Genomic DNA, 18,141 nt, shown 5'->3' on the forward strand with positions numbered 1-18,141 from the left:
AGGTCCAGCGACGTTTTCTAAGCTGCATCGTAAGATGAGCTGATGCTCGACCCTCGCAAGCTCCACCTCCTGCGCGAACTGTCCCGGCGCGGCACCATCGCGGCCGTCGCCGAGGCCGCCGCTTTCACCCCGTCGGCGGTCTCCCAGCAACTCAGCGCGCTGGAGCGGGAGGCGGGCGTGCCGCTGCTCCAACGCACCGGCCGCACCGTGACGCTCACCCCGGCGGGCCGCCTGCTCGTCGAGCACGCCCAGGCGGTGCTCGAACAGCTCGAACGCGCCTCCGCCGCCCTGGCCGCCGTGCGCGGCGGACCGTCCGGCCCGCTGCGCGTCGGCGCGTTCCCCACCGCGGCCCGCGTCCTGCTGCCGCCCGCGCTCGCCACGCTCGCCGCCGCCCACCCAGGGCTGGTGCCGATGATCTCCGAGATCGACCCCGCCGACGTCTCCGCCGCCCTGCGCGCCGGGGAGCTCGACGTCGCGCTCGTGCACGAATACGACTTCGTGCCGCCGGTCACCGACGACGCCCTGGAGACCGAGCCGCTCTTCGCCGAGCCCATGTACCTCACCGACCGGCCCGCCATCGCCGCGGCCGCCGGCGACCCGTGGATCGCCGGCACGCCCGGCACCCTGTGCCACACGATGACGATCAGGGCCTGCCAGGCGGCCGGGTTCGAGCCGGACGTGCGCCACCACATCGACGACTTCGACACCGTGCTGTCGTTCGCGGCGGCCGGGCAGGGCGTGGCGCTGGTGCCCCGCCTCGCGGCGCTCTCCCCGCCGTCCGGGGTGCGGCTCACCCCGCTCCCCCTGCACCGCCGCACGCTGGCGGCCTTCAGGCGGGGGTACGGCGAGCATCCGGCGATCCAGGCGGCCATCGCCGCCTTCCACGAGGCCCTCGCCGGCCTCAGTCTCTGAGCACGGCGTCCACCACGGCCGCGGTGCCGGGCCGGTCGAAGACGTCGTAGTCGCCGGCCGTGACCGCCACCACCAGGTCCCGCGACGGGATCACGAGCAGCCGCTGGCCCCCGTTTCCTGAGGCGCTCACGGCCGGCGTCGCGCCCGTCTCCACGTACCAGTGATAGCCGTAGTGGCGGTCCCCGTCGATCGGCACCCGCGGCCGGAGCGCCTCCCGTAGCCAGCCCTCCGGCACCACGCCGTCGCCCCCGCGCAGCACCATCACGCCGATCGCCGCCAGGTCACGGGGCGTCAGGCGCAGCCCCGCCGCCGCCAGCGGCACCCCGTCCGCCCCCTTCGTCCACTCGAACGCGCCGATGCCCAGCGGCTCGAACAACACCTGCCTCGCGTACTCGTCGAGCGGCCTGCCGGTGCCCCGGGCGATGATCCCGCCCAGCAGCGCCGTCGCCCCGCCGCAGTAGGACCACCGCGTGCCCGGCTCCTCGACGATCGGCCGCTCCAGGACGTAGCGGTAGCGGTCGGGGGCCTCCTCCATCGCGATCTCGCTGTTCGCGGCGCTCGTGTACGGCACGCTCTCGTCCCATTCGAGGCCGAGGGTCATGGTGAGCGCGTGCTCGACGGTGAGAGCCGCGTCCGCCAGGTCCCGATGCGCGGGGAACTGGTCGAGGAGCCGCTCGCCCGGATCCGGCACCAGGCCGCTCTCCAGCGCGATCCCGTACAGCAGCGCCACCACGCTCTTGGTGATGGACCGCACGTCGTGCGGCGTGCCGGCTCCGAACGTGACATGCCCCAGCGGGTCGCCCAGCCGGAAGTCCTGCCCCGCGCCGTACCGCTCCAGCACCCGCTCGCCGCGCTGGACCACCACGATCCCGTGCAGCCCGGGCGCCTCACCGGCGTTCAGTACGGCGTCCAGCCGATCCACCATGCCCGTCATGGCCTCCATCCTGGTCTAATTCCTGACACCGTGTCAGGCTCGATCGCGTGGGTAGCTGGAGAACGCGCGCGGGCGCCAGCACCCAGGGCAGGTGACATGCACAAGACAGACCCCTTTCCCTTCGAACTTTCGGTGACGGTCAGCGAACGGACCCCGGCGGCCATCGAAGCGGCCGCCTATCCCCTGGCGGAACGGTTCTTCGGCAGCGACGCGGAGGTCCACGTCGTCAGCGCCAAGGTCCAACCGGACCCGGACCACCACGACCGCTTCACAGCCACCGTCGTCTTCCGCCGGACCATCACCTAGCGGCGTCCCGTACGCCCTGGGCCGCGGTGCGGCAGAACGCTCACGTACTGTTCGGCAGAACGCCCACAGGAGTACCGGCAGAACGACCACGCACTACTGATGACCTGCACGGCCACCGACGTCTTCGACCAACTGAACGCCTGACGCTGCCCGTACCAAAGGGCTCGCCCAACCAGGCGCTCCGCGCCCCTCGCAAGCTCGGCGTGCTTCCCGGGCCTTCGGCCCTCATTGTGCGAGGGCAAGCCCTCGCGCTGTTGTCCGGGGAAGACGGCGGCAGTGCGCTTTCACAGTCACCGGCAGAACGCTCACCAACCCATCGGCAGACCGACCACGTGACCTCCGGCAGAACGCTCACGCGTCGGAGTTGGTCACGATGGTCCAGTTGGATGGGACGCGTACCCCGAATAGCTCACGTGACTCGCGCGTCTTGCCCAATCACCCTCCGTAAGGCATGATGGGGGCTGCCACACGGTCACGTCCACGGACGTGGTGTATGAATCGATCTCCGAGTGATCCTGTTTTTGCAGGTTAAGCGGTAAGTGTCTGCGGGAGCAGATTTTGGGCCGGTGTGTCGCTGGTTATCAGCCGGACGCGGGCTTTGGCGAGGATGTCCAGGCCCATGTAGCGGCGGGCTTCGGTCCATTCGTCGGTCTGCTCGGCCAGCACCGCGCCGACCAGCCGGATGATGGAGGCCCGGTCGGGGAAGATGCCGACCACGTCGGTGCGGCGGCGGATCTCCTTGTTCAGCCGCTCCTGCGGATTGTTGGACCAGATTTGCCGCCAGGTCTCGCGCGGGAAGGCGGCGAAGGCCAGCAGGTCCTCGCGGGCGGCGTCCAGATGCTCACACGCGGCCGGGTACTTGGCCTCCAGGGCGTCGATGACCCAGGCATGCTGGCCGCGCACCTGTTCGGCGGTGGGCTGGTCGAAGATGGTGCGCACCAGCGTGGCCACCCACGGCTGCGCCGACTTGGGCACGCAGGTCAGCAGATTGCGCAGGTAGTGGGTGCGGCAGCGCTGCCAGCACGCGCCCGGCAGGGCGGCGCCGATGGCCTCGACCAGGCCGCGGTGGGCGTCGGAGATGACCAGCTGGACGCCGGACAGGCCGCGCGCGACCAGGCCGCGCAGGAACGCCAGCCAGCCGGCACCGTCTTCGGCCGAGGTGACGTCCAGGCCGAGGACCTCGCGCTGGCCGTTGGCGTTGACGCCGGTGGCGACCAGCGCGTGCACGTTGATCGTGCGGCCGCCCTCGCGCACCTTCTGGGTCAGCGCGTCCAGCCAGACGAAGGTGTACGGGCCGGCGTCCAGCGCCCGCGTCCGGAACGCCTCAACCTGCTCATCCAGCACCTTGGCCATCTGCGAGACCTGGCTCTTGGAGATGTGCTTGATGCCCAGCTGCTCGACCAGCTTGTCCACCCGCCGGGTGGAGACGCCGAGCAGATAGGACGTGGCGACCACGCTGATCAGCGCCTGTTCGGCCCGCCGGCGCCGCTCCAGCAGCCAGTCCGGGTAGTAGGAGCCGGAACGCAGCTTCGGGATCGCCAGCTCGATCGTTCCTGCGCGGGTGTCCCACTCACGCGCCCGGTAGCCGTTGCGGGAGTTGGTCCGCTCCTCGCTGCGCTGGCCGTAGGCGGCCCCGCACAGGCTGTCGGCCTCGGCCGACATCAACGCTTCGGCCATGGTCTTCACCATGGATCGCAACATGTCAGGGTCGTCGGTCTCGATCTGCCTCGCGAGCCACTGAGCAGGCGTCACACTGTTGTCTGCGGCCATCGACTGGTTCTCCTTCGATCTTGATCTAGCTACTCGAAGGATCACTCGGTGGCCGTCTTCATTTCACGACGCCACGCCTGTGACCAGGCCAAACTCGTACACCACTCCCGTGGACGCAACCCTGCCACACCCCCTGGGGTGCGGAAGTGAGGCCGGGCCTCCCGATGGAATCGGGCGTCCGGCCTTTGCGTTTCCCGCTTCATCCGACGCATACCAGGCGTGTCTTCGGCGCGAGCATCTCATAGCAGCCTGTTCGGTCGTCCAGCCACCACGTCGTAGCGCCCACTACGGCGTCTGCCGCCCACAGAAGCGGCTCGCTGACGGCTGGCTGCCAGCTGACCACCAAGTCGTGGGGAAGGGTTCGCGCGCGACGCATACCCGTCAGGAGGCCCCGATCGAGGTGATCCTGTTCGGCGGAACGAGCTTCGATGACAACCTCGGAGCACCCCGCCAGGCTGACTTCGCCGAGAAGCCGTTCGAGACATCGGCGGCGCGCGCGTTCGGTGCGAACGGCGCGATCGTGGATGTAGATCGTGACGATTCCGTGGATGGGCATCTCTGTGAGCCGCTGGGCTATGGCGAACTGCCGCTTGACGGGCTCGTCACGCCAATGCAGGCGAGGGCTCTTGCCGACCCGGAGCGATTCAAGTGCGACACGGATGTCATCCTGGTCGACGGAATCGATGTCGTCGCCAGGGCGCCGGGGAAGACTCTCATCAACAGCTCACCGAACGCGCCAGTCCTCCTTGCGGGGCGGGTAGGCGAAGGTCTGGGTGTCGGCCCAGTCCTCGCCGACGTTGCGGTAGGCGTGATCAGCCTCGCCGGCCGTGTGCTCGCGGCCGATGTCGACCTCGTCACTGATCGACCAGACGCCGTCCACCAGCTGCTCAACGGTGTAGTAGAACTCGTTGAAGCCCGATGAGGACACCGAGGTGTTGACGATGGTGAGCGAGCTCCGCCCGGTGGTCAGCTCCGGTGGCAGCTCGACGACCTGGTCCCGCCACTTGTAGGTGCTCTCGCCGAGCAGTGGCCGCCATTCCGCCGCCGGCCGGCCGTTCACCGTGATGGTGGCGTGCTGCAGGGCGACGCCCACGTCCAGGCGGCGGATCAGCCGTACGGCGGTGTGGGCGGGGTCGACGGTCACGGTGAACCGGCTCCACCCGCCGCGGGGGAACGCGCGGCCGTCGTCGGTGACGAGGTGGCCGGGGTCCATGGTGCGGACGGGCAGGTCTTCGGGCACGCCGTGGCGGGACCTGACCGACAGGGCGATGACGGCGCCCGAGACCACGACCGCCACGAGCGCGGCGAGCAGGACGGCCCGCTGCCGGCTTCCTCCGGACCCGCGAACCGTCACCGCCTCGGCGGTCCCCTGATCCGCGAGCGGCGCGCCGGCGGGAGGTTCGCGGTCCTCCCCGATGGCCATCCGGGTGATCCGCACCCGCTCCCACGCCCGTTCCCATGCCGGGATCTGCTGCTCGGGCACCCGGCAGGCGCGGAGGAACGCCAGCATCACCGCCTTCTTGGGGAAACGCCGCCCGGCCAGCATGTCGGCGCACGTCGCCCGGGGAAGCCGGGCCCCGCCCGCCCGGTCGGCCCGCGACTCCAGCTCCCGCAGCGACACGTCGGCCCTGGCGAACTGCTCGGCCAGCACCCTCACCAGCTCCGCGTGTGAGCCCACCCGTTCCAGCGCCTGATCGACAGACCGAAGATCTGGGCCGTCTTTGGGGTTCTCGTTCATCGTCGCGCAGAACCTTGCCCTCTCCCGACCAAGGGATGTCCACCAAGTGACTCCAAGTGTACGAGCAATTACCGAGAGCGTCCGGCGCCGACCGCCGGACGTCCCGGCGTGATCGAGTCCGGCCGAGTCCGTCCGACGCGCTGTTGGACACCCCCGCCGCCCGGCTTACCTGAGTGCCGAGGCGCCGACCGGCGCCTGACACCACGACACCGGGAGAACGACATGACACTCCACACCGAGGAAGACAAGAAGGCGGCACTGCGGGAGAACCCGGCCGTGACCGAGGTCCTGGCGCAGTTCGGCGACGGCGCCGAAGCCCTGCTGGACGAGCTGGCGGCCGGGCTCAGCGCCGAGCAGATCGAGGCGATACCCCCGTCACCCGCCGTACCGCGGGACGACGTGGCCATCGCGGCGCTGAACTGCTGGAAGGCCCGGGCCGTGTACGCGGTCTACCAGCTGTTCGGCATGGCGGTCTGCACCATCGTCGGCGGCTACACGGGCGGGCTGGCCGCCATCGCGTGCCGCTTGATCAAGGCCGCCGCCGGCAAGGCGATCGACTGGAACCGCCTCTGCTGACGCGCCGACCCCCGCCCGCACCCGCGCCACGCGGGCGGGGGCCTGTCCGGCGGCTTGCCGCGCAGGCCCGCGTCACATTTTCTGGAAGGATGCCCACGAAGAGTGACGTCTTCGGTACGGTGCCGTACCAAGCGGCGCTTCCGGGGATAAGCCTCATCGGGAGCAGATCGCCATAGGTCAATCCGGTAGCGGACGTTAACGTAGAGCCCAGGTTCATCGTGGAGGAGGGTGACGCGCCTTGTACACAACGGTGCTGGCCGCCGCTCTCTCCGGTGCCTCGGTGGGCCAGTTGAGACATTGGCGACGCCGGCCTCCGGTGTTCTCACCGGAGTATTCGACGCCTCACAAGGTCCTCTACTCCTTCAGGGACGTGGTTGCGCTCCGGTCCATCGTGTACCTCCGCGAGAACGACGTCACGTCACTGCAGGGCATTCGCAAGTCGATCAAGAACTTGCGCGCACTGGGCAGGAGCGACCACCTGTCGGAGTACAAACTGGTGCGAAGCGGAAGCACCATCATCCTCGTGGACGGCGACGATGCCATAGACCTGCTGCGCCGTCCAGGCAACACCATGCTGGCTCGCATGGTGGATGTCTTCGGAGAGTTCGATGGGCGGATGGGGCGTGTCCTGCCGTTCCAGCAACCCGTGCCCGGAGTGGTCGTCGACCCAGAGATCCGCAGCGGCTTCCCCGTGGTCAGAGGCACCCGAGTCGGCTATGACCAGGTTGCGGGACTCATGGCCGACGACGTCCCCGCCGAGGACATCGTGCGGTTCTTTCCCTCGGTCAACGCCGAAGCCGCACGTGCCGCTCAACGGTTCGCGGCGTACGTCAATCAGTACGCCGTCCCCAGGTCGAGCGACCGAGTCGGTTGATGAAGATCCTTCTCGACGAGAACGTTCCAGAACCGCTGTCCGAACCGCTGACCTGGCTCTTACGCGGTCACCCGATGTCGCATGTCAACAAGCGATGGAAGAGCATCAAAGACCAACAGCTTTACGACAAGGCGAAGCGGTGCGGGTACGACATCGTCATCTCCAACGACAGCCAGCAACTCTACGACTCCGAGATCTGCAGAGCGATCCAGCGATCCAGCAGGCATGTGGTGTTCGTGGAGACCAGCAGCGGCGGTTTGCGGTCTCTCTCCGCCGCTGCCGGCGCGCTGATGCACTGCATCCGTGACATCGTCACCGAATTGGAGAAGGCGGAGACACAACGAATCATCATCGTGCCGATGCTTCATGGGGAGCCGAAGTACAAGCCGTATGATCCGCGCAAGGAAGCTCCCTCCCCCATGTGGCCGCGGAAGCAGCACGGTGACCACAAGCCCAGTCGGGGAAGTCGCTGACAGCACGCCCTCGATGCTCACAGCCCAAACTCACTCTTGCCGACCTCGGTGACAGGCCGCGTCACTGCTGGACGAGACAACCAGGGTGAAGCGTGCAACGACATTCCCCGCGTCCGGTCAGCGGCGCGGCGAAGCGGGGAGTGCGAGGGCTTGCCCTCGCACACGGAGGCCCGGGAAGCACGCCGAGTTCGCGAGGGGCGCGAAGCGCCTGGACTGGCGAGCCCTTCGGGCGGGGGCCGCGGCGCGATATTGCGGTGCGGACGAGCCGGGATCCGGCCAGACTCAAGCATCATGATGAAGCGCATCAATCCCGACGAACTACATAAGACCCCTGGCTACCACCACGTCACCATCGTGGAAGCCGGCCGAACGGCGTTCCTCGCGGGCCAGTGCCCGCTCGACCAGACCGGCGCCATCGTCGGCCCCGGAGACCTGGACGCCCAAATCGACCAGGTCGCGGCCAACGCCCTGGCCGCCCTCGCCGCGGCCGGCGCCCGGCCTGAGCACGTCGTACGATCCGTGATCTACGTGGTCAGCGGTGACAGCTCCGTGCTCGGCTCCGCCTGGCGGCGTCTCAACGACTCGGTGATCGCACCGGCCTTCACCACCGCCAGCACCCTCCTCGGCGTCGCCCAGCTCGGCTTCTCAGGGCAGCTCGTCGAGGTGGACCTCACGGCGGCACTGCCCAACTGATCAAGACGGGGAGGCGGTGGAGAGCGGGGCGGCGATGTCTTCGAGGCCGCGCCGTTCCGCCTTCACTCCGAAGATCATCTCCACGATCCCCGCCAGGATCATGAGGATGGCCCCGATGGCGAAGGCCAGCGCCGTGTCCCCCGGCACCCCGCTCGACACCAGCTTGGCGAAGATGAGCGGCCCGGCGATGCCGCCCGCCGCCGTGCCGATGGCGAAGAAGAACGCGATGGCCATCGCCCTGGTCTCCATCGGGAAGATCTCGCTCACCGTCAGATAGGCCGAGCTGGCACCCGCCGAGGCCACGAAGAGCACCGCCGACCAGCAGGCCGTGAGCGTCACAGCGGTCAGCATCCCCTCGTTGAACAGCCACGCGGTCCCCAGCAGCAGCACCCCCGACCCCACATAGGTCGCCGAGATCATCGGAACCCGGCCGACGGTGTCGAAGAGCCTGCCCAGCAGCAGCGGCCCGAGGAAGTTGCCGACCGCGATGACGGCGAAGTAGTAGCCGGTGTGCGTGTCGATCTCGTAGAACGTCGACAGGATCTGCGCGTACCCGAAGGTGATCGCGTTGTAGAGGAACGCCTGCCCGATGAAGAGCGACAGCCCCAGGACGGTCCGCGTGGGGTAGAGGGCGACCATGGTGTGCGCGATCCGGATGAACCCGATCGACTTGCGCGTGTGGATGGTGATGGCCTGCCGGGGTTCGGGCAGGGCGGCGCCGACCTCCTTCTCGACCTCGCGCTCGACCCCCTGGACGATCTTCTCCGCTTCGTCGCCGCGCCCGTGGATGAAGAGCCAGCGCGGGCTCTCCGGTACGTGCCTGCGCACGAGCAGGATGGCCAGCCCGAGCACCACGCCCAGCCCGAAGGCGACCCGCCAGCCGATGTTGACGGGCAGGTTGTTGAGCAGCGGCACGGTCAGCAGGGCGCCTCCGGCGGCGCCGAGCCAGTAGCTGCCGTTGATGAGGATGTCGATCCGGCCGCGGTGCCTGCTGGGGATGAGCTCGTCGATCGCGGAGTTGATGGCCGCGTACTCGCCCCCGATCCCGAACCCGGTCAGGAAGCGGAACAGGAAGAACCACCACACGCTGAACGAGAACGCGGTGGCCAGCGTGGCCGCCAGGTAGACGAGCAGCGTGATGATGAACAGTTTCTTCCTGCCGAACCTGTCGGTCAGCCATCCGAAGAACAGCGCACCCGAGCAGGCTCCGGCGACGTAGAGCGCGGCGGCGAGGCCGGCGACCTGTTCCTGGGAGATGTCCAGGCCGCTGCCGGGCTTGGCGAGCTGGGCGGACAGGTTGCCGACGATGGTGACTTCGAGCCCGTCGAGGATCCAGACGGTGCCGAGGCCGATGACGATCATCCAGTGCCAGCGGGACCAGGGCAGCCGGTCCAGGCGCGCCGGAACCTTGGTGGTGATCGTGCCGGTCTCGACATCGCTCATGAGCACCTCGGGTTACCCGGCGACCGGCGCTCAAACCTTCAGCGCCTCCACCATGCGGGTCCTCGCCCACGGCCCGCCGTACCAGTACCGCCGGCCCAGGTCGCGGCTGTGCACGTCGCGCGCGCCGAGCCCGCGCAGGGCGGCCTCGTACGCGGGCACGTGCCTGACGTCCGCGACGAGCAGCAGCCCGCCGGGGCGCAGCACCCGGTACGCCTCGCGCAGGGCCTGCTCGCGCCCGGCGGCGCCGGGGACGCGGTGCAGGGCGAGCGCGGACACGACGACGTCGAACCGCTCGTCGCCGAACGGCAGCTCGTGCAGGTCGGCGGTGACCAGGTCGACGCGTTCCGAGACGCCTTCGGCCTCGGCGTTGGCCCTGGTGAGCGGCTCGCCGGTGGAGCGCCACGGGTCCACGCCGGTGGCCCGGCCTGACGACAGCCGCCGGGCGGCGAGCAGGAGCACGGCGCCGCGCCCGCAGCCGAGGTCCAGCACGTCCTCGCCGCCTTCGAGCCGGTCCAGCTCCTCGCCCCACACGGCGAACCTGCCGCGCCGGGTGGTGTAGAGGTGGCTGGCGGCGCTGGCGAGCGTGTAGACGGCACCGCTGGTGAAGACCACACCGGTGACGAGGATCCCGGTGACGAACGAGAAGGCGGCCAGCGCGACCAGCAGGACCGTCCCGAGTATGAGGCCGGTCAACGCCCAGGGTGCGTCCAAACCGTACTTTCCGCGTCCATCACCCACATGGACGTTATAACGCAAAGAATCTCTTGACCCCATGTTTGGTGTTTCGTGTCATCAGGTGAGGTCAATCGGCCGCAAAGCTCATTAGCGTTGGAGAGATCTGCGGACACCAGGGGGTTTGACCAGGCATGAGAGGTAGGAAGCGCGGCTTCGGACTCGGTTCCAGCCTCGGGCTGACCCTGGGGTCCGCTCTGTTGTGGGGCGTCGCTCATCTGGCGACGCAGCGGCATCGCACCGCATTCGTGCTCATGTCGGTGCAGATCGTACTGATCGCCGCGATTCTTACGGTGCTCACCGCGTTCAGCACCCAGTTGCTGTCGCTGGCCGTCCAGCCGGGGTGGATGACCGGGCTGGCGCTCATCCTGGCCGCCGTCGCGATCGCCTGGACGGCCGTGATCATCTGGTCGTACATGCTGGTACGGCCCGCCGCGTCGGGCATGCCGGGCCGCGCCCTGGCCGCCGGCCTGGCCGTCTCCCTGTGCGCGCTGGTGCTGGCCCCGACCGCGTACGCGGCGCGGATGGCGTACGTGTCGCGCGACCTGGTGCACCACCTGTTCGCCGGCAACATGGGCCCGGTCGTGGCCGACGACCCGTGGAGCGGCACGCAGCGGGTGAACTTCCTGCTCATCGGGGCCGACTCGGCGCCGAACCGGCCCGGGGTGCGCACCGACAGCATGACCGTGGCCAGCGTGGACACCGCGACCGGCGCGACCACGCTGCTCGGCCTGCCGCGCAACCTGGAGGAGGTGCCGATGCCCGCGGGCCCCGCCCGCGCCAGGTTCCCCTACGGCTTCACCGGCGACGGCCTGGACTCCCCCGGCCTGCTCAACGAGGTCTTCCAGTACGCCGAGAACCATCCGGAGGTGGTGCCGGGCGTGCCGGACGGGCAGCGCGGCCCGGCCCTGCTGAAGGAGACGGTCGGCGGCGTGCTCGGCATCCCGGTCCGCTACTACGCCATGGTCGACATGAAGGGCTTCGCCGAGATGATCGACGCCGTGGGCGGTGTGCGGATCACCATCGAGGAGCCGATCGTGTACGGCAAGTACCGCGAGGGCCTGCTACCGGCGGGCACCCGCCGGCTGAGCGGCGAGGAGGCGCTCTGGTACGGCCGCTCCCGCACCGACAGCGACGACTACGTGCGCATGGGCCGCCAGAAGTGCCTGATCAACGCGGTGGCCAGGCAGGCCGACCCGGTCACGCTGCTCAACAGCTTCGACGGCCTGGCCACGGCCACCAAGCGGGCGATCTCCACGGACGTCCCGCAGGACCTCCTCCCCGCCCTGGTCGAGCTGGCGCAGAAGGTCCGCGACAACCCGATCAAGAGTCTCAACTTCGTCCCCCCGCTGATCAACACCGCCTACCCGGACTGGCGGTTCATCAGGCACAAGGTCAACGAGGCGCTCTCCCCGGTGGCGCGCACGCCCGCGCCCGCCGCCCAGGCGGCCCGCCCGACCGCGTCCCCCGAGGGCCCGGTGACCCTCGACAAGACCTGCGGCTGACGGTCAGGCCAGGGGCGCTCCCGGCGGCGCGCCCGCGCCGGCCGTCTTCGTCTCGCCCGCGGCCGCGCGCGGCACGGGGTAGGCGACGTGCAAGCGCAGCAGGGAACGGTCGCCGGACCGTTCGACGACGACCTCGTCGCAGAGCCTGCGGATGATCCAGAGACCGTAACCCCGCGACGCCGCCGGAGGCGGGTCGGCGCCCTGCCGGTAGAGGTCGCCGGCCGTCAGCGTGCCCGCCGAGTCGGCCACGTCGATCCAGATGCCCCGGTCGTCGGCCCAGGCGTCCAGCCTGCCGGACCCGCCGCCGTGTTCGAGCACGTTGTCGGCCGCCTCGTTGACGGCGATCACCAGGTCGTCCAGCCGCGAGCCGGACAGCCCTTCCGCGCTGGCGAAGGCGCGCACGTGGTCACGAAGCAGGCCAAGGTCAGCGGTGATGGGGCAGCTCAGCGCTGTCTCCTCGCCCATGCTCAACTCCCGGCATGATTCGGCCCGGCTGCTTGCTGCCCGCTCCTCGTGGACGCATACATCGAGCGATCCTGACCTGGCCTCTTGCGCGTGCGGGCGCGCTCACACCGGGATCCCCCCGGCATCCGGACCACAGCGGAAGTTACACCGTCTGCACCGGCTTTTCCGAGCATTACGCCATATCGCGGTCATATCGACACTCTTTCCGCATGTCACCGGCCCGACATGACGCTCGATCGCCACTCCCGGCACCGGCTCCTGTGGCATGATGAGGACGCGACAGTGGAAACGGTTTTCATAATCGTGATCAGGAGGGACAAACCGTGAGAGTGGCCTTCGTCGGCAAGGGCGGCAGTGGCAAGACCACGCTGTCGGCGCTGTTCGCGAGACACGTGGCGAGCCGGGGAGCCCCGGTGGTCGCCGTCGACGCCGACATCAACCAGCACCTGGCGCTGGTGCTGGGCCTCGACCGGCCGCCCGAGCCACTGGGCGCCCACCTCGGCGAGATCAAGGATCTGCTGCGCGGCGACAACCCGCGCATCCCGTCGGCCGACGCCATGGTCAAGACCACCCCGCCCGGCCGCGGCTCCCGGCTCCTGCGCTTCCACGAGCTCGCCGCCTACGAGCACGCGGTCACCACCTCCGAGGGCATCAGGCTCATGGCCACCGGCCCGTTCGAGGAGGACGACCTGGGCGTCGCCTGCTACCACTCCAAGGTCGGCGCGGTCGAGCTGCTGCTCAACCACCTGGTCGACGGTCCCGGCGAGTACGTGGTGGTCGACATGACGGCCGGTTCCGACTCGTTCGCCTCCGGCCTGTTCACCCGCTTCGACCTGACCTTCCTGGTCGCCGAGCCGACCCGCCAGGGCGTGGGCGTCTACCGGCAGTACCGCGACTACGCCGCCGACTACGGCGTGGCGCTGGCCGTCGTCGGCAACAAGGTGCACGGCCCGTCCGACGTCGACTTCCTGCGCGAGCACGTCGGCTCCGGCCTGCTCACCTGGATGGAACACTCCGGGGCCGTGCGCGCGATGGAGCAGGGCCGCCCGTTCGCCCTCGACGACCTGGAGCCGGCCAACTCCGACGCGCTCGCCGTGCTGCTCAAGCACCTCGACGAGCAGGAGAAGGACTGGGCGCGGTTCGGCAGGCAGGCGGCCGAGTTCCACCTGCGCAACGCCAGAGCGTGGGCCAACGCCAAGACCGGCGTCGACCTCACCGGTCAGATCGACCCCGGCTTCGTCTACGGGCCCTGACCACACGACTGTCCCCCTCCAGCCATCTGGAGCGTTTCCAGATGCTCACCTAGCGTCAAAAGGCGATGTTCTTCTGAAAGGAGACAGCATGTCGCTGACCGTTCCGAACGATCTGCTCGACCGGGCCCGTGCGGGCGACGTCGACGACGCGGCCTTCGTGGCCTGCGTGCGCGACTCCCTGCCCTACGCCTGGTCGGTGATCAGCGAGCTGGTCGAGCAGCGAGACAAGACCGGAGCCGAGTTCGCCGACAACCAGGTGCCGCCGCCGGACGAGCAGGCGCGCGGGGAGCTCCTGCGCTGCCTGGCCAGCGATGCCATGCGCGGTGCCCTGGAGCGTCACTTCGGCGTTCGCCTCGCCTTCCAGAACTGCCACCGGGTGGCCGTGTTCGCGCCGTCCGCCGGCGAGGCGCTGCGCGAGTTCGTCACGCCCCGTGCGCAGATCCTCAACCAGAAGCCGGAGCTCGTCGACTGCTAGCTCCGCGCGCCTCCGGTGGGCGACCGCCTACCGGAGGCGCGGCAGCACCTCAGCGCCCAGCCGCCGGACGTTCTCCACCACCCGATCCTTGTCTCCCGCGCCCTCCACCATGAGCAGGAACCTCTCGACGCCGGTCGCCTCGGCCGTGCGGGTCAGCCGTTCCACGCAGAGCTCCGGTGAACCGACCGGGTGGATGCGGGTGAGGAGGTCCACGTACGCGCCGACGTCCCTGGGCGGGCGCGGCCGGCCGTCCACCGGCACGTAACCGGCGAGCCCCGGCTCCAGCCAGGCGGGCATCGCCCGCTTCAGCTCCCCGACCGCCTCCGGCGTGCTGTCGGCGACGTGCGCCACCGCCGCCGCCACGTGCCCCGGACCCGCCCCGGCGTGGCCCGTGCCCTCGGCTCGCCGAGCGTAGTCGCTGACCATGGCGGCCTTCTCCGCGTCCCCGACGTGCATGCCGAGCAGCATCGGCAGGCCCCGGTCGGCCGCCAGCGCGGCCGTCGCCCCGGACGTGCAGGCCACGACAGGCCGCATCCGGGCCGCGGGCACCAGGTTCACCTCGCGGAAGGCGAAGAACTCTCCGCCGGCCTTGACCGGCCCGCCCGACAGCGCGGCGGTGAGCAGGTCCAGCGCCTCGGGGAAGCCGCGCTCGAACCGCGCCGGCCCGGTGCCGAACACCTCCAGGTCCACCCACGGCCCGCCCCTGCCGACGCCCAGCGTGAACCGGCCGCCCGACAGGTGGTGGAGCATCGCCGCCTGCTCGGCCAGCGCGATCGGGTGCTGCGTGGACAGCACGCTCACCGCGGTGCCGAGGCCGATGCGCGAGGTCCTGCCGGTCGCCACCGCCGCCAGCGTGGTGGGCGACGGGCAGACGCCGTAGGACATGAAGTGGTGTTCGGCGATCCACGCCTCGTCGAACCCGGCCCGCTCCGCGGCCACGATCAGGTCGACGGTGTCGGCCAGGACCTGCCCTGGCTCGCGACCGGGGAAGCCGGCCGCGATGAGGAAGATGCCGATGCGCACCTCTCCGATGATGTCAGCCGAAGAGGCTGACCTGCCCCTCCCCCACGGCTGGATCCCGGTGTCGCTTCAGGTGCCGCCACGCGGGCAGGTCGTCGAGGTACGACCAGGAAAGCCGGTGATGCGGTGTCGGCCCGAGCCGGGCCAGCGCCTCCTGGTGGAGCGGCGACGGGTAGCCGGCGCTCTCCGCGAACCCGTACTCCGCGAACCCGATCGCCGCCATGTGAGCGTCCCTGCGGACCTTGGCCAGCACCGACGCGGCGGCCACCGACACGCTGGCCGCGTCGCCCCTGACCTCCAGCCGCACCCGCCAGGGCGGGCCGATGTAGTCGTGCTTGCCGTCGAGGATCACCGCGTCGGGCCTGACCGGCAGCGCCTCCAGCGCCCGTCTGGCCGCCCTGCGCAGCGCCTCGGTCATGCCCAGCTCGTCGATCTCCAGGTGGGACGCCTCGCCGAAGCCGACGCCCGCCGCCCACGGCTCCAGCTCGGCCGCCACCGCCTCGCGCCTGGCCGCGGTGAGCCGCTTGGAGTCGGTCAGCGCGGCCGGCGGCTCCCCGTCGCCCGCGACCACGGCGCAGACGGTGACCGGGCCCGCCCAGGCGCCCCGGCCCACCTCGTCCACGCCCGCGACCGTGCGGATGCTCGGCTGGGACAGCAGCAGGTGCTCGATGTCGTACGAGGGCGGCATGGCCCCAGAGGCTACCGGGCCGCGAGCCGTACGGCGGCGAGGTCGGCGGCGATGAGCCGGGCCGCGACGTGGATCGCGCGCAGCGTGACCGAGACCGAGGGCCGGTTCACGCTGGAGGCGCGGGCGACGGCGAGCACCTCGCGGGCCACCGGGTTGCCGGGAAAGTCGCGCACCGACAGCCCGCGCACCCCGGCGGCCAGCGCCAGCGCGGGCACGGCGGCGATGCCGATGCCCTTGGCCACCAGCGACAGGATCGTGCCGAGGCCCTCGAACTCCCACGGGACCGGCTTGGTGCCGCCCACGTCCATCAGCAGCCGGTCCATCGCCAGCCTGGACGGCTCGCCGTCGGGGGTGGCCATCCACGGCTCGTCGCGCAGTTCGCGCAGGTCGAGCGGCACTTCCGGGTCGGCGAGCCGGTGCTTGCGCGGCACCACGAGCACGAGCGGGTCGGACAGCAGCGGGAAGACGCGCAGGTTGTCGCTGTCGGCGGCTCGCCCGTACCAGTCGTCGACCAGGGCGATGTCCACCTCACCCGATTGCACCTCGCGCATTCCCCGTCCGGACCGGCTCTGCCGCAGGCGGAGCGTGAGTTCGGTGTGGCGGCGGAGGGAGCGGGCGAGCGCCGGGGCGAATGCCACCGCCGCTGTGGGGAAGGCGGTGACCACGACGCGCCCGGCGGGACTCCCCGCGTGGGCCGACAGGTCTGATTCCGCCTCTTCGACCATGGAAAGGATGCGTTCCGCGTGGGCCACGAGCCGCCGTCCGGCGTCGGTGAGTTCAGCGCTTCTGGCTGTCCGGTCGATGAGGGCGGTGCCCGCCTCGCGTTCCAGCGCCGCCAGCTGCTGGGAGACCGCGGAGGGGCTGTAGCCGAGGGATTCGGCGGTCCCGGCGATGCTGCCCCGCCGGGCGAACTCGCAGATCAACATCAAACGCCGCAGATCAAGCATCAGACTTCCTTATGCCTACCCACAACAAGCCTCGCTTGTACTGATGCCTTCATCCAACCACCCTGGGAACGTGACAAACATGGCTGTGACTCTGTCTGCCACCCTGGCGGCGAACGAGGACATCGAGCGAAGACGACGCGCCGGGGAACGCGTGCTGAACCTGGCCTTCGGTGAGGCCGGTCTGCCCGTCCACCCGGCGCTGCGCGAGCAGCTGGCCGCCGCATCCCATCGCAACGGCTACGGGCCGGTCGCGGGGGCGGCCGGACTCCGCGGCGCGGCAGCGGGCTACTGGACTCGACGGGGGCTCATCACCGACCCCGAGCAGGTCGTCTGCGGGCCCGGCAGCAAGTCGCTGCTGTACGGGCTGCTGCTGGCGATCGGCGGTGACGTCGTCCTGACGATGCCCAGCTGGGTCAGCTACGCGGCGCAGGCCGATCTGGTCGGCTCCAGCCCGATCCTGCTGCCCCCGCCGCCGGGCGAGGGCGGCGTGCCGGATCCCGACCTGGTGGCCGAGGCCGTGCGCGGCGCCCGCGCGCGGGGCAGGACCGTACGCTCCGTGCTGGTGACGCTGCCGGACAACCCGACGGGGATGCTCGCGCCGAGGCGGACCATCAGCCGGCTGGTGGAGGTCGCCCGCGAGCTGGACCTCTACATCATCTCCGACGAGATCTACCGCGACCTGCTGCACGATCCCGGCCAGGAGTACACCTCGCCCGCCGACCTCGCGCCCGAGCGCACCCTGATCACCACCGGGCTCAGCAAGAGCCTGGCGCTGGGCGGCTGGCGGATCGGCGTGGCCAGGCTCCCCGACGGCGCCGACGACCTGCGCGGACGGTTGCTCGCCGTGGCCAGCGAGATATGGTCAGCGCCGGCCGCGCCGGTGCAGGAGGCCGCCGTCTACGCCTTCACCGATCCGCCCGAGCTGACCGAGCGCATCACGCGCAGCGGGCGCCTGCACGGCACCGTGGCGCACGCCGTCCGCGACCGGTTCCTGGCGATCGGCGCGTCCGTGCCGGCCCCGCAGGGCGGTTTCTACCTCTACCCCGACCTGGGCCACCTGGGCCTCGGCGGCTCGGCGGAGATCACCCGGCTCCTGCTCGACACGCACGGCATCGGCGTGCTGCCCGGCCACGCGTTCGGCGACGACCCGGCCGCCGCGCGGGTCCGCGTCGCGGTCAGCCTCCTGTACGGGGAGACGCACGAGGAGCGCATGGCCGCGCTGGACAGCTCCGACCCGCTCCGGCTGCCGTGGATCAAGGCCAGCCTGGACCATCTGGCCCTGGGCCTGGCGGAGCTGTCGCTGACGCGCCCCGCCCTGGTTTCCTGACCTCCTTCAG

20 protein-coding genes are annotated in these 18,141 nt (G+C 70.3%); 10 read left to right on the forward strand and 10 right to left on the reverse strand.

The window, feature by feature from the left end; translation table 11 throughout:
• Nucleotides 1–42: 42 nt before the first annotated feature.
• Complete coding sequence (locus ACZ6YG_RS35095) at nt 43–912, forward strand: LysR family transcriptional regulator (RefSeq protein WP_148036029.1); 870 nt, start codon at nt 43–45, stop codon at nt 910–912.
• On the opposite strand, the gene ACZ6YG_RS35100 is transcribed toward ACZ6YG_RS35095, so the two are convergent.
• Entirely contained in the window at nt 902–1,846 is a 945-nt protein-coding gene (locus ACZ6YG_RS35100; RefSeq protein WP_466020373.1) for a serine hydrolase domain-containing protein, read from the reverse strand. The genes ACZ6YG_RS35095 and ACZ6YG_RS35100 overlap by 11 nt on opposite strands.
• Nucleotides 1,847–1,942: 96 nt before the next feature.
• Between ACZ6YG_RS35100 and ACZ6YG_RS35105 the strand changes: the two genes are divergently transcribed.
• Entirely contained in the window at nt 1,943–2,152 is a 210-nt protein-coding gene (locus ACZ6YG_RS35105; protein WP_148036027.1) for a hypothetical protein, read from the forward strand.
• A gap of 528 nt (nt 2,153–2,680) precedes the next feature.
• Here the strand turns inward: ACZ6YG_RS35105 and ACZ6YG_RS35110 are convergent.
• From ACZ6YG_RS35110 to ACZ6YG_RS35120, 3 genes are all read right to left on the reverse strand, one after another.
• Nucleotides 2,681–3,922 carry an IS256 family transposase gene (locus ACZ6YG_RS35110; protein WP_466020374.1) on the reverse strand — a complete coding sequence of 414 codons (1,242 nt, stop codon included), beginning with the start codon at nt 3,920–3,922 and terminating at the stop codon, nt 2,681–2,683.
• A 199-nt stretch (nt 3,923–4,121) separates the two neighbouring features.
• The gene (locus ACZ6YG_RS35115; protein WP_466020375.1) at nt 4,122–4,478 is read right to left on the reverse strand and encodes a hypothetical protein; all 357 of its coding nucleotides are present in this window, start codon (nt 4,476–4,478) and stop codon (nt 4,122–4,124) included.
• Between the two features lie 168 nt (nt 4,479–4,646).
• Nucleotides 4,647–5,600 (reverse strand): hypothetical protein, encoded by a 954-nt coding sequence (locus ACZ6YG_RS35120; RefSeq protein WP_466020376.1) that lies wholly within the window; start codon nt 5,598–5,600, stop codon nt 4,647–4,649.
• A 282-nt stretch (nt 5,601–5,882) separates the two neighbouring features.
• Here ACZ6YG_RS35120 and ACZ6YG_RS35125 point away from each other — a divergent pair, with 282 nt between their 5' ends.
• From ACZ6YG_RS35125 to ACZ6YG_RS35140, 4 genes are all read left to right on the forward strand, one after another.
• The gene (locus ACZ6YG_RS35125; protein WP_148036025.1) at nt 5,883–6,236 is read left to right on the forward strand and encodes a hypothetical protein; all 354 of its coding nucleotides are present in this window, start codon (nt 5,883–5,885) and stop codon (nt 6,234–6,236) included.
• Between the two features lie 238 nt (nt 6,237–6,474).
• Complete coding sequence (locus ACZ6YG_RS35130) at nt 6,475–7,110, forward strand: DUF433 domain-containing protein (protein ID WP_466020377.1); 636 nt, start codon at nt 6,475–6,477, stop codon at nt 7,108–7,110.
• Nucleotides 7,110–7,583, forward strand: a complete 474-nt coding sequence (locus tag ACZ6YG_RS35135) for a hypothetical protein (protein WP_148036023.1) — start codon at nt 7,110–7,112, stop codon at nt 7,581–7,583. The genes ACZ6YG_RS35130 and ACZ6YG_RS35135 overlap by 1 nt, the downstream gene beginning before the upstream one ends.
• A 291-nt stretch (nt 7,584–7,874) precedes the next feature.
• The gene (locus tag ACZ6YG_RS35140; RefSeq protein WP_219549882.1) at nt 7,875–8,276 is read left to right on the forward strand and encodes a RidA family protein; all 402 of its coding nucleotides are present in this window, start codon (nt 7,875–7,877) and stop codon (nt 8,274–8,276) included.
• Here ACZ6YG_RS35140 and ACZ6YG_RS35145 read toward each other — a convergent pair whose 3' ends face one another.
• Both ACZ6YG_RS35145 and ACZ6YG_RS35150 read right to left on the reverse strand, forming a co-directional pair.
• On the reverse strand, nt 8,277–9,719 hold the full coding sequence (locus tag ACZ6YG_RS35145; RefSeq protein WP_219549880.1) for an MFS transporter: 1,443 nt from the start codon (nt 9,717–9,719) through the stop codon (nt 8,277–8,279).
• Between the two features lie 30 nt (nt 9,720–9,749).
• Complete coding sequence (locus tag ACZ6YG_RS35150; RefSeq protein WP_466020378.1) at nt 9,750–10,430, reverse strand: class I SAM-dependent methyltransferase; 681 nt, start codon at nt 10,428–10,430, stop codon at nt 9,750–9,752.
• Between the two features lie 275 nt (nt 10,431–10,705).
• On the opposite strand from ACZ6YG_RS35150, the gene ACZ6YG_RS35155 reads away from it, so the two are divergent.
• The gene (locus tag ACZ6YG_RS35155) at nt 10,706–11,956 is read left to right on the forward strand and encodes an LCP family protein (RefSeq protein WP_466020379.1); all 1,251 of its coding nucleotides are present in this window, start codon (nt 10,706–10,708) and stop codon (nt 11,954–11,956) included.
• 3 nt (nt 11,957–11,959) lie between these two features.
• On the opposite strand, the gene ACZ6YG_RS35160 is transcribed toward ACZ6YG_RS35155, so the two are convergent.
• Nucleotides 11,960–12,421 (reverse strand): ATP-binding protein, encoded by a 462-nt coding sequence (locus tag ACZ6YG_RS35160; RefSeq protein WP_466020380.1) that lies wholly within the window; start codon nt 12,419–12,421, stop codon nt 11,960–11,962.
• A 323-nt stretch (nt 12,422–12,744) separates the two neighbouring features.
• Here ACZ6YG_RS35160 and ACZ6YG_RS35165 point away from each other — a divergent pair, with 323 nt between their 5' ends.
• The gene (locus ACZ6YG_RS35165) at nt 12,745–13,674 is read left to right on the forward strand and encodes an ATP-binding protein (protein ID WP_466020381.1); all 930 of its coding nucleotides are present in this window, start codon (nt 12,745–12,747) and stop codon (nt 13,672–13,674) included.
• An 88-nt stretch (nt 13,675–13,762) separates the two neighbouring features.
• Nucleotides 13,763–14,149: an SCO5389 family protein gene (locus tag ACZ6YG_RS35170; protein ID WP_148036017.1), complete on the forward strand. Its 387-nt coding sequence runs from the start codon at nt 13,763–13,765 to the stop codon at nt 14,147–14,149.
• 27 nt (nt 14,150–14,176) lie between these two features.
• Here the strand turns inward: ACZ6YG_RS35170 and ACZ6YG_RS35175 are convergent, their stop codons facing one another.
• From ACZ6YG_RS35175 to ACZ6YG_RS35185, 3 genes are read right to left on the reverse strand one after another with little or no spacing between them, the layout of a single operon-like run.
• On the reverse strand, nt 14,177–15,172 hold the full coding sequence (locus tag ACZ6YG_RS35175; protein ID WP_466020382.1) for an LLM class flavin-dependent oxidoreductase: 996 nt from the start codon (nt 15,170–15,172) through the stop codon (nt 14,177–14,179).
• 13 nt (nt 15,173–15,185) lie between these two features.
• Complete coding sequence (locus ACZ6YG_RS35180) at nt 15,186–15,857, reverse strand: ribonuclease HII (protein WP_219549870.1); 672 nt, start codon at nt 15,855–15,857, stop codon at nt 15,186–15,188.
• 11 nt (nt 15,858–15,868) lie between these two features.
• A complete protein-coding gene (locus tag ACZ6YG_RS35185) occupies nt 15,869–16,804 on the reverse strand; it encodes a LysR family transcriptional regulator (RefSeq protein ID WP_364233828.1) in 936 nt (311 codons plus the stop codon).
• Between the two features lie 79 nt (nt 16,805–16,883).
• Between ACZ6YG_RS35185 and ACZ6YG_RS35190 the strand changes: the two genes are divergently transcribed.
• Complete coding sequence (locus tag ACZ6YG_RS35190; RefSeq protein ID WP_466020383.1) at nt 16,884–18,131, forward strand: pyridoxal phosphate-dependent aminotransferase; 1,248 nt, start codon at nt 16,884–16,886, stop codon at nt 18,129–18,131.
• The last annotated feature ends 10 nt before the right edge of the window (nt 18,132–18,141 follow it).

Source organism: Nonomuraea sp. NPDC054003 (assembly GCF_055585125.1).

What these genes read in the sequence shown, in the direction of transcription:
- ACZ6YG_RS35145 (WP_219549880.1), bottom strand. Translation starts at nt 9,719, where the DNA reads ATGAGCGATGTCGAGACCGGCACGATCACCACCAAGGTTCCGGCGCGC.
- ACZ6YG_RS35095 (WP_148036029.1), top strand. Translation starts at nt 43, where the DNA reads ATGCTCGACCCTCGCAAGCTCCACCTCCTGCGCGAACTGTCCCGGCGC.
- ACZ6YG_RS35170 (WP_148036017.1), top strand. Translation starts at nt 13,763, where the DNA reads ATGTCGCTGACCGTTCCGAACGATCTGCTCGACCGGGCCCGTGCGGGC.
- ACZ6YG_RS35100 (WP_466020373.1), bottom strand. Translation starts at nt 1,846, where the DNA reads ATGACGGGCATGGTGGATCGGCTGGACGCCGTACTGAACGCCGGTGAG.
- ACZ6YG_RS35135 (WP_148036023.1), top strand. Translation starts at nt 7,110, where the DNA reads ATGAAGATCCTTCTCGACGAGAACGTTCCAGAACCGCTGTCCGAACCG.
- ACZ6YG_RS35105 (WP_148036027.1), top strand. Translation starts at nt 1,943, where the DNA reads ATGCACAAGACAGACCCCTTTCCCTTCGAACTTTCGGTGACGGTCAGC.
- ACZ6YG_RS35140 (WP_219549882.1), top strand. Translation starts at nt 7,875, where the DNA reads ATGATGAAGCGCATCAATCCCGACGAACTACATAAGACCCCTGGCTAC.
- ACZ6YG_RS35110 (WP_466020374.1), bottom strand. Translation starts at nt 3,922, where the DNA reads ATGGCCGCAGACAACAGTGTGACGCCTGCTCAGTGGCTCGCGAGGCAG.
- ACZ6YG_RS35190 (WP_466020383.1), top strand. Translation starts at nt 16,884, where the DNA reads ATGGCTGTGACTCTGTCTGCCACCCTGGCGGCGAACGAGGACATCGAG.
- ACZ6YG_RS35160 (WP_466020380.1), bottom strand. Translation starts at nt 12,421, where the DNA reads ATGGGCGAGGAGACAGCGCTGAGCTGCCCCATCACCGCTGACCTTGGC.
- ACZ6YG_RS35155 (WP_466020379.1), top strand. Translation starts at nt 10,706, where the DNA reads ATGTCGGTGCAGATCGTACTGATCGCCGCGATTCTTACGGTGCTCACC.
- ACZ6YG_RS35185 (WP_364233828.1), bottom strand. Translation starts at nt 16,804, where the DNA reads ATGCTTGATCTGCGGCGTTTGATGTTGATCTGCGAGTTCGCCCGGCGG.
- ACZ6YG_RS35180 (WP_219549870.1), bottom strand. Translation starts at nt 15,857, where the DNA reads ATGCCGCCCTCGTACGACATCGAGCACCTGCTGCTGTCCCAGCCGAGC.
- ACZ6YG_RS35125 (WP_148036025.1), top strand. Translation starts at nt 5,883, where the DNA reads ATGACACTCCACACCGAGGAAGACAAGAAGGCGGCACTGCGGGAGAAC.
- ACZ6YG_RS35115 (WP_466020375.1), bottom strand. Translation starts at nt 4,478, where the DNA reads ATGCCCATCCACGGAATCGTCACGATCTACATCCACGATCGCGCCGTT.